Raw genomic sequence first — 11,608 nt, 5'->3', positions numbered from 1 at the left:
ACCTTGAAAAAGTAACGCTCTTTCTTCACGTCCATTACGAAACCGGCAAGAGGCCTGCCGCGTTGGCGGCAAGCCAGGTTTCAGTCAATGAGATCGGCACCTGTCGTAAGGACAATCTTTCCAAAGTGTGTGCCGGAATCGATCAGTTCGTGAGCGCCGCGAGCGTCGGCAAGCGCAAAGGTCTTGTAGACAACCGGCTTGATCTTGCCGCTCTCGATGTGCGGCCACACCTGCCGCTCAAGTTCATTGATGATCGTCGCCTTGTCCGCGGATGTGCGCGATCGCAATGTTGAGCCCATATGCGTTAAACGTTTCGTCAACATCGGCAAGATGTTGAGATCCTTCGCCGGCCCCTTGATCACGCCCACCTGGAGGATCCGTCCGTCCACGGCTGCGGCGTCATAGTTTCTGGCTACATAGTCGCCGGCAATGATGTCGAGGATCACGTCGACGCCTCTTCCATCGGTAAACCGCTTCGCTTCGACGACGAAATCTTCCTCGCGGTAATCTATCGCGAGATCTGCGCCTAGCGCCAGGCTGGCCTCCCGATGCGTCTGCGAGCCAACTGTCGTGATGATTTTCGCAGCACCGAATGCCTTCGCCAGCATGGTCGCCGTGGTACCGATACCTGACGCGCCACCATGGATCAACACTGATTCGCCGGCAACCAGCTTGCCGCGCTGGAACAGGTTCAGCCATACCGTCATAAACGTTTCGGGCATGGCCCCCGCTTCCACCAACGTCAGGCCTTTGGGGATATGCATCGTGTTGCAGGCGTACGCGACGGCATATTCTGCATAACCACCGCCGGGAATCAATGCACACACCAGTTCGCCGATCCGGAATTGCGACACGTCGGAGCCGACGGCAACCACTTGACCTGCCACTTCCAGCCCTGGAATGTCCGAAGCGCCGGGGGGCGGATCATATAGCCCTTTACGCTGGAAAACGTCTGGACCGTTCACGGCAGCCGCGTGGATGCGGATCAGAACCTGATCGGCGGCCGGCATCGGCACAGGGCGCGTAGTCGGCACCAGGACCTCAGGACCGCCGGGCTGTTTGATCTCAATGGCCACCATGGACGACGGCACACGATAAGTTGAAGCAGACATGGATACACTCCTTCGATTGATGAGGCTCGATTGATCCGGTCGGATCACTGAACGAGGAACTCTTGCGCTCAGTATAGGAGTCGACATTGATGAATCTGCGCGGCATTATTCACGTGGTCCGATGCAAATTTGCATCAGGAGGGCGGCACGATGAACTGGGACGACGCGCGAGTGTTTCTCGCGGTGGAGCGCGAAAAAACGCTCCGTGGAGCGGCCAGGACGCTCAATCTCGATCAGGCGACGGTCGGCAGACGGATTGCGGCACTAGAGCACGCCCTGCGCGCAACGCTCTTCCTGCGCACCTCTGAGGGTTACGCGTTGACCGCCGCAGGCGAAACCGCGCTGAGATCAGCGGAGAAAATGGAACACTCCGCGCACGAACTCGTCAGACAAACTCAAGGTACGGATACACGGCTGGCGGGGGACGTAAGAGTCACCAGCACCGACTCGATCGCGCTCGAATTCCTGCTTCCCGCCATCGAACGCCTGCATGCTGCGCATCCCGAAGTGCGCGTCCTGCTGGACACGTCGACGCGCATGCTAAATCTGGCAAAGCGTGAAGCGGATATCGCGGTTCGGTCAGTCAGGCCGGACAATCCCGATCTGATCGCGCGGCGCCTTGCTCGCTGGCCCATGGCGCTCTTTGCATCGAATGCCTATCTCGAGCAGCACGGCAAGCCCGCCGCTGGCTCCGCATTCGCGGGCCACGATCTTGTCGTCTATCAGGGAAACTGGACCGGTAATCGATCACCGGCTCTGGCTGGCGAACCGACACACGCGGGGCGCATCGTATCGACCTTCAATTCCAGCCTCATGCTGCGTACCGCGGTAAAGGCCGGCATCGGCATCGGTGAGCTTCCGATACATCTGGCTGAACACGACGGCCTCGTGCAGATATGGCCGGAACCCGCACGGGGGGCGGTCTACGAAATCTGGCTCGTCACGCATCAAGACCTTCGGCATACCGCGCGCATCGCGGCAATGATTGAGGGCATTGTCTCCGCGTTCGAAGATCATACCAACCACACAAAATAGGCACGCACGGCCTAGAAGTGGCCGCTTGTTGCCTGTCGTGACCGGCGGATGGCGGCGCAAATCCGATAAAAAACTCAGAAGTGGGCATGCCGCGCGGGGAGCCATCCGACGATGTTGTCGTCGCTGGTAATGGGCGGGAAGGTCCGAGCCGCGAATGCCGCTTCCCGCCATCCGGTAGACGCCTGCAAACCGCTCGCGGGGCTCGGGTGATACCGACCGGGTGTCCCGGACCCGCCAGCGGTTTCTACGGGCCATAAGGTGAGCTTTTTCGGGAGCAGTGCGCGGTCACACACCTTGCGCAGCGCCCGATGCTCGCGCCGTACCGGTTCGCTTCGGTAATGCACCTCGACGCGCATTTTCGCGCGCAGGTTGGCACCGACAGAATCGCCAAGCTGTACCTGTCGGTTTTCATTTGGTAGCCTCAAGCCGCTCGCGCAGCCAGTCGGTCACTGTAGCTTCCGGCGGACAGCCGTATTCGAGCAGCACGAGCCGGATATCGTTAAGCACCTGTTGAACCGCGTTGTACACGTAACGCGACACGTAGTTCTCCTGATCCTGTCCGAACACCGTCCCTCCGTCGATGTCGATCAGCGCGAGGCGCATGCGACCCAGCAGCTCGCGCTGTGAGAGCGTCAGGTTCCTGTCATGCAGGGTGCGCGTGGCGTCTTCAGCCAGCCGCTCACGCTGCCGTGACTGCAACTGCGCGATGCCCTTGAGGGTTTCATGTTTCATGATTTGGTCCCCGTTTCATTTTTGTCGTGCCGGTCAAAGCGGGCGTGTGATTATTGGTCGTCTGTCCGATTGCGCGCTGCAATCTATACGAGCGGTAGCGCGCCCGGTTCAGGCCACGGCAAAAACTTCCCCCATGCCGTGGATCAACAATACCCATTTGCCAATGATTTTCTGTGCGCTGATACGCATTGGGCGATACCCCTATCCAGTCGGTTCCGCCCAAGGAACTCCCGCAGTTTTGAACCGGAGCAACGTCACCGATAACCTGGCCGTTCTCCTGTGTGAAGAGGGGCGCTGCGAAGAAGCGCTGGCTGTGTTTGACAGGGCTTTGGAATACTTCCCGGACGACTGCCAGCTTCACTTCAACCGCGCCGTTGCCCTGGAGGAGCTAGACCGCGCCGACGATGCGCTGAATGGCTACGGCAAGTGCCTCGCGATTGAGCCGGATTACGCGGACGCACACTACAACCTTGCAAGACTCAAGGAACTTCGAGGGGACAAGCAAGGCGCGCTCCGAGCTGGCCACAGGACCCGAAAGAAGTCGGTGCTACTATCTTAGGCTCAGATCAAGCCCCCTTGCCGATACCCGCCTCTGACGGCCGTTCGAATTTCCACCCAGCACCTTCGTTCGAAGGAACAAGCAGTGACCCGATCACACTCGCCGGCGCGTTTCGATGCACCCGGAGATGAACAGCATCGACGTATCGTGAATGCCATTCATGACCATGGCTGGTCGGAACAGGACAATTTTTTTCCGCCGGATTTGACGCTCGCGCTGGCGTTGGAATGTGCAGCGCTTGCGACGGCCGGGACGCTCACATTGGCGCTTGTCGGCCAGGGCGCGGCACGTTCTCTTCAGCCCGATGTGCGCGGCGACCGGATTCAGTGGCTGGAGGCGGGCCAGTCCGAAGCCCGAGACCGGTATCTCGCGATCATGGAAATGCTGCGTATTGCGTTGAATCGCGGGCTCTTTCTGGGACTCGAAGAATACGAAAGCCACTTCGCATGCTACGCCCCGGGCGCTTCGTATCAGCGACACCGCGATCAATTTCTCGATGACGATAGCCGCACGGTGTCCGTCATCGTCTATCTGAATGCGGACTGGCTGCCCGAGCACGGCGGTGCATTGCGGCTACATCCTGAGGGCTTGAGCACGCAGGACATCTCGCCAGTCGGCAGCCGGCTCGCAGTGTTTCTATCCGCCGACATGCTGCACGAAGTACTGCCCGCGACGCGCGACCGCATGTCGCTCACGGGATGGTTTAGACGCCGCTCGTGATCTCCCAGGCCGTTCCGGGGCACCGTGATTTTCGTGCTGCTCACGCTGGCGATTACCCGCTGGGTAGCCCGGCGCACCCGGTCAGGGTACGTACGATAGCCGCACTAGGGAAACACTGATTTATGAGGCTCGGCGGTCATCGAATGCACGGCCGAGGACGTTGTTGAAGGAAGTTCACGGGACCGCTCCACGACGATGAAGAGACAGATCGGCTTTGCGGAAGCGGAAAGTGCGGGCAAGAAGCGCGTGACTAGGCGTCAGCGGCCTTTCGATCTGGAACGCGTCGCTGCCGCCTCGTTTTATGCCGGATGAATCGGCGCACCATGACGGATGACCTTGTTATCATTTCCCCGGACGCACGTAGCGAACAGGGAGGGTTGGCCATCGCAGACCGGATCCGGTGTGCCAGCGGCCTCATGACCGGAGAACCTGATGACCATACTGAAAAACCGTCTGACTGCGACCGATCAGCGACTCAAGGAACTGAAGGAAAGTCGCAATGCGGCGGACAAGGTGCGGCGGCAAGCCCACAAGCAGAGCAAGGCAGACCGGGACCGCAAGGTGATGCTCGTCGGCGAAGCGGTGCTGCGCCGTGTCGATCGCGGCGAATGGGACGAGGCGGACTTTCGCCAGATGATGGACGATGCGCTGGGGCGTCCGGCGGACCGGCAGCTGTTCGAGCTTGACTAACCGCCCTGAGCAACACAAGCAGGCAGGAACCAACGACAGATGAAAAACCACCGCCATGCAGAACAGCTGATCGCGTATCTGCGTGAACAGTCCCAGCCGGTCACCGTCGCACGCATTGTCGCTGCGGGCGTCATGAATTCGCGCGACGCGTCAGACGCGATCCAGTACGGTGTGCGGCACGGCGTGTTCGAGCGGATCAGGCGTCCCGGCGCGCGTGCGAACGAGCGCGTTCAGTACCGGCTGACCGGTCACCGGCTGCCTGCGGTCAGGGAGGTTGGCACGCCGTCCTTTGACGCGCTGCTCACCGCGTGGGGCATCGCGCGCATCCCGCCACAGTTGCCCGGCAAGGTCTCGGCCCAGGTGGCATCGACGGACTGAAGGCAGTTCCGCGACCGGGAGGGGCGGACCGATATGTCTTGGAGTTCTTGGCGATGGTGAGACTATTTAACGCAGGGAATTTTCGGGAACGCGCGCATGAGCCTGATCCAGGCGACTCCGGCAGGCTCGCCTGAGGTCAGAATAGGGTAGCTTCCAATCGAGCCGTCAAACGGACATCGCATCCACCGTCGAGATAGTGCCAGTCTGAATGTTGTATGACACGCGGCTGAAATCGCCCCGGATCGGATTTGACCCATCTGATCGCCAGATCAACGGGGCGATGCGCTTCAGGCCGCCAACGCCCCGCGCGGAAGCCAGCAAGGTGCGCGGCGTCGCGTGATTCCGCGCCGGGGCGTTCGGCCGGCGCCGGGCAGGGCCGGTGTGCGTCGCCCATCCACGGCTCCATGACGTGAACGGCGGGCCCGGTCGTCTTCCCTGATACCTCGCCGGGCGTTTCATGTCACGGCTCATGCGTGCCCCGGGGTGGACCAAGCTAAGGGCTTATGCGCTGCAGAGCATAAGCGCTCACCGTGGTTCAGCCCCGTATGCGTGATCAAATGTCGCGCGTGCGCGGGATGACAACTGCTTGGCCGTGCAATTTGCCTTCCGCGTCGAGAAGTTGCCACAGTGTTGCTTCTTCGATTATGAAGCGCTGGCCTGACTTGGTGACACGCACGCCCTTGTAGCCCGCCTCATAGCCGAGCCGCTGTACGCGTGCGGGGAACTGCCGTCGCTCCTCGCGATTCGGGGCTTCAGCTGAGAGCCGGGACGGCAGTCGGGTGATTTCATCCCAGCTATATTCAAAGCGGCGTTGCGCGGCCTTATTGCCATAAATAAAGAGCGGATCGGGATCGGTGTTGTGCGCAAGTACTGCGAACGGTGCACTCTCATAGAGCCATTCGGTAGCTTCGACCACGGGCATGGCCTGCGGCACTAGGGGGAGACCAAGCAGCCGGGCATAACTATCGGTAAGAAGCTGGTAGAAAGCTGGATTGCGGTGGAGTGGGGTCATCTAAGCCATCTCTATGGAGATCGTGGGCTCTGTGCAAAGACGGAGGCGTTCACGATACAGCATCTTCAGGCGAAGTCTTGCGTCGAGCGGTGTCAAGGGGGATTGATCAATCAGTAGCTTAATGGGCGAAGCGGACACTCCGCTATCCGGAGCCTGTCAGAATTTTAGTGTGCCGAGGTCATGAGACGATAACGGAAACAACGTCCTATGACCGAAGCAACTGTGACTAAGAAGATCAAGAACCCGAAGGCGCCGAAGCTGTTCCCCGATGAACTGATCGATCAACTGCTGGCGCAGATTCAGAACAAGGATGCGGAGTCGGTTCTCGGCGAATCGGGCCTGGCCGGGCAACTGAAGAAGCAACTGGCTGAGCGCATGCTGGCGGCGGAGCTAACGCATCACCTGGAGAACGAGGCGGAGCAAGGCAAGGCCGGCAACCACCGCAACGGCACGAGCCGCAAGACGGTCATCACGCCCAACGGCGAACTGAATCTGGACATTCCGCGTGACCGGCAGGCGACATTCGAGCCGCAACTGGTGGGCAAATATCAGCGCCGGCTGCCGGGTTTCGACGATCACGTCATCAGCATGTACGCGCGCGGCATGAGCGTGCGCGAGATCCAGGGCCATTTGCTGGAACTGTATGGCCTGCAGGTGTCGCCCGATCTGATTTCGACTGTCACCGATGAGGTGCTGGCCGAGGTCGAACAGTGGCAGCAACGCCCGCTTGAGGCAATGTATCCGATCGTGTATTTCGACGCACTTCGGCTGAAGATCCGCGACGAAGGCACGGTCAGGAACAAGGCGGTGTATCTGGCGCTGGGCATTCGCGCCGACGGCCGCAAGGAAGTGCTGGGTTTGTGGATCGAGCAAACCGAGGGAGTCAAGTTCTGGCTGAAGGTCTTCAACGAACTGAAGAACCGTGGCTTGCACGACATCCTGATCGCCGTCGTCGATGGCTTGCGCGGTTTCCCCGAGGCGATCGAAGCGGTGTATCCAGCCGCGCAGATCCAGACGTGCATCGTGCACCTGATCCGCAATTCGCTGAATCTGGCGAGCTGGAAGGACCGTAAGCCGCTGGCAACCGCGCTCAAGCCGATCTATCAGGCTGCCACGGCCGAAGCGGCGGCAGTCGCCCTGCAAGCCTTCTCTCAAGGCGAGTGGGGGCGCAAATTCCCCACCGTGGCCGCGATGTGGCAGCGCCAATGGGAGCAAGTCATCCCGTTCTTCGCCTATCCGCCGGAAGTACGCAAGATCATATACACGACCAACGCGATCGAGAGCATGCATATGCAGCTGCGAAAGATCGTCAAGAACCGCGGTCACTTCCCCAGCGACGAAGCCGCCAGCAAACTGCTGTACCTGGCCTTGCGCAACATCGAAAAGGATTGGAAGATGCCACCTATTACCTGGCGGCAAGCAGTCAATCAGTTCGCCATTCTGTTCGGCGAGCAGTTCACCGCCGCCATCAGCTGAGATTTTTAACCGACCTCAGCACACAAAATTCCTGACACCTCCCTGGGACGCGATGCGATCGAGGCTGGAAGAGTTCTCGCTTGAGCTACATCCGGACAAGACGAGGCTGCTGGAGTTCGGCCGCTATGCAGCGGTCAACCGCCAGAGCAGGGGTCTTGGCCGACCGGAGACCTTCACCTTTCTGGGTTTCATCTTTATCTGCGGCAGGTCTCGTCGCGGGGCTTTCCAGTTACAGCGGAAGACCCGAGGGGATCGCATGCGGGCGAGACTCAGGCAGATCAAGGAAGCGCTACGGAAGCGCATGCACGAACCGATTCCAGTGCAAGGGCAATGGCTCAGGCAGGTGGTTCGCGGATACTTCGCGTATCACGCGGTGCCTACCAACGCGCGGGCACTCGTCGCATTCCGACATTACGTCACCGATCTATGGCGGCGCACGCTCAGGCGGCGCAGTCAGAAGGACGCCATGACGTGGGAGCGAATGAGACGAATCGCCAATGCCTGGCTTCCGCCCCCTCGAATCCTTCATCCGTGGCCTGATCGGCGCTTCGCCGTCAAACACCCGAGGTAGGAGCCCGGTGCCCGAATTGGGCACGCCGGGATCTGTGCGGGGGGGTGCTCAGTAATGGGCATCCCTACCGCAATCCTCGAGGTATAGCGGCCATACGCGCATCCACATCGGACGGCGAGTGCTCTGCCTGCTGATTTGCACGGAATCAACTCACCACGCCCTTGGCGCGCAACTCGCGACCGATGCGCGCGATTTCGCGCTCGCCCTCGATCAGCGCTGCGAGGCTGGTGTGCACTGAGTAGTAGCCAAGGTGGTGATCGTGTGGATGCGGGATTGCCGTACCGAGCACGAAGCGCGCATCGGTCACCGCTTCGAACTCGATCGCCGCATCGGACTGGTCGAATACGGCCAGCTCACCTTTATCTGCAGGATCTGGCGTGCAAAGGCTACCGTCCATCACCGCAATCCAGCCGGCCCGGTAGCCCCGGGGCGGCTGGTAAGTCCAGCGCTGGCCGGCCTTGAGCTGCACAACGAAATAGTTGACGCCCGGAGGTGCATCAATCGGGCTGACCGCCTCGCCGCTACGGCCCAGCAGCACGCGCGCCGGGCCGTCAGACGGGATGTTGTCAACGGAAAGATGCTGGCTGAACGCAGGAGCCAGTTCGCGCTCTGGCGGCAGGGCGACCCATAGCTGAAAGGCCTTGATCGGGGGCACGGCGAAGCCAGAATGCCAGACGCCACGACCGGCGCTCATCCATTCGATGTCGCCCGCCACCATCGTTCCGTCGCTGCCGATGGATTCGACATAGCGACCTTGCCCTTCTATCGCCAAGGTCAACGTGGCGATGCCCGAATGCGGATGCCAGCCGAAACCCTGTTGACCAATCGGCTCTTGCGTATCGACGAGATCGAGAAATACGAACGGCTTAATCATCTTGCCGACGTCGGAGGGGCTGACCATGCGGACGACAGGCCCGTGCGCGTGGCCGCGCGTGCGGAAGATTACGTTACGGCCGACGCCGACGACGGGCTTGAGCGGAGTCTGGATGACGGTATTCATGGGGCGCTCTGCGGGTATTTTGCTTGCCATCGATGACGTGCCTGGTCAGATATCCGTATCAGTTTGCGCGTAGTTGAGGAAGTATCCCGTGAACATCGTCAGCCCAAGGAACGCGAATGCCTCAGTCATGTGCTCGTCGCTCCAGCCCACTTGTTGGGCGGCCTTCCACGTGGCGTCTGTAACGTTTCCCGAATTTGCAGTCGCTTCCCTGACCACGCGGGTCAGCGCGTCGATCCTGGCGTCGCCCGTCGTTGTGCCTGTCCGCAGGGCGGTGATCTGTGCTTCGGTCCAACCGTTCATGCCGACGAATCGACTGGCGATACCAATCATGTAGTCGTTCCCGACCGTGGCCGCAGTGGCGAGATTGAGCGCCCAGCTCACCTTCGGATCCAGGGTGCCGTGCTCGGCGGTCACGGCGCGCAGCGATGCGTACGCCGCCAGCACCGCCGGAGAATGCGCCATCTGGGCGTGCAGGTTCAGGGGACGTCCCGTTGGCGCAGACTGGGCAATCTTTTGCAGAAGCGGGCGCGACGCATCGGGCGCGCTCTCGACTGTGTGGGTAGGAATTCGGCTCATGGGTATTAGCTCGTTCGTGGTTTGATCAGTGCACTTCGTTCAGGTGGCTGCCGGGATCGCGAAGTTCGCCTTGGCCCATGCGGCAAACTTCGTCGGCTGCTGCCCGGCGACTTTGTTGGCGAGCGCGATCGCGTCGCGCGAATCCGAGCCAAGATATGTGTGCGCTTCGAAGTAGGCGAGCATCGCCGCGATACCGTCGGCGTGCGGAAACCAGCCGGCAAAAACCTCGCGCGGGACTTGTTTGAACGAGAGCGTGTTTCCTTGTTGATTCAGGCTGGCGATGATCTCGTTGAAGCTCAGGAAATCGCCGACCAGCGCCAAATGTTCGCCGCGCCCCACGAGTTCCGGCTGCGCGAACGCGCCGGCCACGAGGCGACCGAGTTCCGTGATGTCGCCCATATGGATGACGCGGCGCTCCGGATCAAGCGGCAGCGCCCAACCCACGGCGCCATCCGGTTGTTTCTGCGGAGCCATCAGGCCGATCAGGTTCTGGTAATAGAACGGCGCGATCACGAACGTGTGGTACGGAAATCCGGCTTCACTCACAATGGGTTCGACTTTCGCCTTGGCCGTGAAGTGCGGGACATCGATCGTGCCGCCGCTGATCGTCTCCACGTTGGGAAGCGTCGACCAGATGAAGTGCTGTACGTCGGCGTCTTTCGCCGCGTTGACGGCCGCGAGCGCCTGTCTGGGCTCGTCATCTTGTGCTTCCCAGGAATTGGTCACCAGGAAAACGCCGTGTACTCCGGCAAATGCGGCTTTAAGTGTTTCCGGGCGATTGAAATCCGCCAGAACGACTTCGTCGCCCAACTTCGGATGCTTGCCCGGATTGCGCGTCAACGCGCGCACTTTGAATTGACCGCTCGCCTGCAGCGCGCGCACAACGGCGCCACCTTGCTGGCCGGTTGCGCCCACGACGGCGATAAGCTTCTGGGTGTTCGACATGGTTGTTCTCCATGGGGGTATTTTGTTAGGACGGTGCTACCTCACGCAGAGAGCGCAGTGGTCCGACGGGATTACTGCTTCAGTGCTTCAGCCGAGATGAGCAGCCTGGTCTTCATACTGAAGCCGTACGCCTTGCCAAAGTCGACGCCGAAGTCGCTGCGATCGAATTCGCCTACCGCGTCGACGCCACACACTTCGCGCTTGAGCATTGGATGTGGCATGCACTTGAACGAGTCGATTTTCAGCGTCAGCGGCCTGGTCACGCCATGCATCGTCAGATTGCCGACGACAGAGGCCGGCTTGTCGCCCTTGAACTTGATCGTGCCCTTGTAGCTCGCTTCCGGGAACTTCGACGCGTCGAAGAACTGATCCGACTGCAGGTTCTGGTCGAGCTTCGTGCTACCCGTGTGGATCGACGCAATGCCGGTCGTCACTTCAACCGTGCCGGTCTCTGCAGCGCGGTCGAGCGTCACCGTGCCCTGCGACTTGTCGAACTTGCCACGCCAGACCGACAGGCCGCCGATGTGGTCGGCCTCGAAACTCGGGTACGTGTGGTCCGGATCAAGCTGGTACGTCGACACGTCCGCGAAGGCCGAAAACGACAGTGAGGCGGCAAGTGCACCAGCCGCAATCATCAGATGCTTCTTCAAATCAGTATCCTTGAATCATTAAGTTGCCGCGCGCGTACGCGGTATCGGGATATGCAACACCACCGTAGAGTGGAGCGGGAGAACGATTTTTCACGGCCGCCTCCTGTGTGACACACCAAGTATGGGGATTAAAGGCGCTTCACACTAGATGG

13 protein-coding genes are annotated in these 11,608 nt (G+C 60.6%); 6 read left to right on the top strand and 7 right to left on the bottom strand.

Annotated features, from left to right (window positions below):
* Positions 1-80: 80 nt before the first annotated feature.
* Positions 81-1,112, bottom strand: a complete 1,032-nt coding sequence (locus tag AC07WT_RS14405) for an NAD(P)H-quinone oxidoreductase (RefSeq protein ID WP_492592743.1) — start codon at positions 1,110-1,112, stop codon at positions 81-83.
* Positions 1,113-1,262: 150 nt separating this feature from the next.
* On the opposite strand from AC07WT_RS14405, the gene AC07WT_RS14400 reads away from it, so the two are divergent.
* Positions 1,263-2,147 carry a LysR family transcriptional regulator gene (locus AC07WT_RS14400; RefSeq protein ID WP_494947550.1) on the top strand — a complete coding sequence of 295 codons (885 nt, stop codon included), beginning with the start codon at positions 1,263-1,265 and terminating at the stop codon, positions 2,145-2,147.
* 408 nt (positions 2,148-2,555) lie between these two features.
* Here AC07WT_RS14400 and AC07WT_RS14395 read toward each other — a convergent pair whose 3' ends face one another.
* Positions 2,556-2,879, bottom strand: coding sequence for a hypothetical protein (locus AC07WT_RS14395; RefSeq protein ID WP_492592744.1), 324 nt, complete (start codon positions 2,877-2,879; stop codon positions 2,556-2,558).
* Between AC07WT_RS14395 and AC07WT_RS14390 the strand changes: the two genes are divergently transcribed.
* From AC07WT_RS14390 to AC07WT_RS14375, 4 genes are all read left to right on the top strand, one after another.
* Entirely contained in the window at positions 2,878-3,438 is a 561-nt protein-coding gene (locus tag AC07WT_RS14390; RefSeq protein ID WP_494947549.1) for a tetratricopeptide repeat protein, read from the top strand. The genes AC07WT_RS14395 and AC07WT_RS14390 overlap by 2 nt on opposite strands.
* 84 nt (positions 3,439-3,522) lie before the next feature.
* Positions 3,523-4,158, top strand: coding sequence for a 2OG-Fe(II) oxygenase (locus tag AC07WT_RS14385; protein WP_492592746.1), 636 nt, complete (start codon positions 3,523-3,525; stop codon positions 4,156-4,158).
* A gap of 432 nt (positions 4,159-4,590) precedes the next feature.
* Positions 4,591-4,848, top strand: a complete 258-nt coding sequence (locus AC07WT_RS14380) for a hypothetical protein (protein WP_494947548.1) — start codon at positions 4,591-4,593, stop codon at positions 4,846-4,848.
* Between the two features lie 39 nt (positions 4,849-4,887).
* A complete protein-coding gene (locus AC07WT_RS14375) occupies positions 4,888-5,226 on the top strand; it encodes a hypothetical protein (protein ID WP_494947547.1) in 339 nt (112 codons plus the stop codon).
* Between the two features lie 553 nt (positions 5,227-5,779).
* Here the strand turns inward: AC07WT_RS14375 and AC07WT_RS14370 are convergent.
* Positions 5,780-6,238: an MEKHLA domain-containing protein gene (locus AC07WT_RS14370; protein ID WP_494947546.1), complete on the bottom strand. Its 459-nt coding sequence runs from the start codon at positions 6,236-6,238 to the stop codon at positions 5,780-5,782.
* Between the two features lie 207 nt (positions 6,239-6,445).
* Here AC07WT_RS14370 and AC07WT_RS14365 point away from each other — a divergent pair, with 207 nt between their 5' ends.
* Entirely contained in the window at positions 6,446-7,714 is a 1,269-nt protein-coding gene (locus AC07WT_RS14365) for an IS256 family transposase (RefSeq protein ID WP_494947545.1), read from the top strand.
* A gap of 716 nt (positions 7,715-8,430) precedes the next feature.
* Here the strand turns inward: AC07WT_RS14365 and AC07WT_RS14360 are convergent.
* The 4 genes from AC07WT_RS14360 to AC07WT_RS14345 form a co-directional block, all read right to left on the bottom strand.
* Positions 8,431-9,285 (bottom strand): pirin family protein, encoded by an 855-nt coding sequence (locus tag AC07WT_RS14360; RefSeq protein WP_494947544.1) that lies wholly within the window; start codon positions 9,283-9,285, stop codon positions 8,431-8,433.
* 45 nt (positions 9,286-9,330) lie between these two features.
* Entirely contained in the window at positions 9,331-9,861 is a 531-nt protein-coding gene (locus tag AC07WT_RS14355; protein ID WP_494947543.1) for a carboxymuconolactone decarboxylase family protein, read from the bottom strand.
* A gap of 39 nt (positions 9,862-9,900) precedes the next feature.
* A complete protein-coding gene (locus tag AC07WT_RS14350; RefSeq protein ID WP_494947542.1) occupies positions 9,901-10,806 on the bottom strand; it encodes an NmrA/HSCARG family protein in 906 nt (301 codons plus the stop codon).
* 71 nt (positions 10,807-10,877) lie between these two features.
* Positions 10,878-11,456, bottom strand: a complete 579-nt coding sequence (locus AC07WT_RS14345; protein ID WP_494947541.1) for a YceI family protein — start codon at positions 11,454-11,456, stop codon at positions 10,878-10,880.
* Positions 11,457-11,608 lie beyond the last annotated feature (152 nt).

The organism is Paraburkholderia sp. GW821-FHT02A12 (assembly GCF_059422005.1).
This window is presented reverse-complemented; position numbering and strand designations above follow the sequence as displayed.

What these genes read in the sequence shown, in the direction of transcription:
- AC07WT_RS14350 (WP_494947542.1), bottom strand. Translation starts at nt 10,806, where the DNA reads ATGTCGAACACCCAGAAGCTTATCGCCGTCGTGGGCGCAACCGGCCAG.
- AC07WT_RS14370 (WP_494947546.1), bottom strand. Translation starts at nt 6,238, where the DNA reads ATGACCCCACTCCACCGCAATCCAGCTTTCTACCAGCTTCTTACCGAT.
- AC07WT_RS14380 (WP_494947548.1), top strand. Translation starts at nt 4,591, where the DNA reads ATGACCATACTGAAAAACCGTCTGACTGCGACCGATCAGCGACTCAAG.
- AC07WT_RS14375 (WP_494947547.1), top strand. Translation starts at nt 4,888, where the DNA reads ATGAAAAACCACCGCCATGCAGAACAGCTGATCGCGTATCTGCGTGAA.
- AC07WT_RS14365 (WP_494947545.1), top strand. Translation starts at nt 6,446, where the DNA reads ATGACCGAAGCAACTGTGACTAAGAAGATCAAGAACCCGAAGGCGCCG.
- AC07WT_RS14405 (WP_492592743.1), bottom strand. Translation starts at nt 1,112, where the DNA reads ATGTCTGCTTCAACTTATCGTGTGCCGTCGTCCATGGTGGCCATTGAG.
- AC07WT_RS14390 (WP_494947549.1), top strand. Translation starts at nt 2,878, where the DNA reads ATGATTTGGTCCCCGTTTCATTTTTGTCGTGCCGGTCAAAGCGGGCGT.
- AC07WT_RS14400 (WP_494947550.1), top strand. Translation starts at nt 1,263, where the DNA reads ATGAACTGGGACGACGCGCGAGTGTTTCTCGCGGTGGAGCGCGAAAAA.
- AC07WT_RS14355 (WP_494947543.1), bottom strand. Translation starts at nt 9,861, where the DNA reads ATGAGCCGAATTCCTACCCACACAGTCGAGAGCGCGCCCGATGCGTCG.
- AC07WT_RS14360 (WP_494947544.1), bottom strand. Translation starts at nt 9,285, where the DNA reads ATGAATACCGTCATCCAGACTCCGCTCAAGCCCGTCGTCGGCGTCGGC.
- AC07WT_RS14395 (WP_492592744.1), bottom strand. Translation starts at nt 2,879, where the DNA reads ATGAAACATGAAACCCTCAAGGGCATCGCGCAGTTGCAGTCACGGCAG.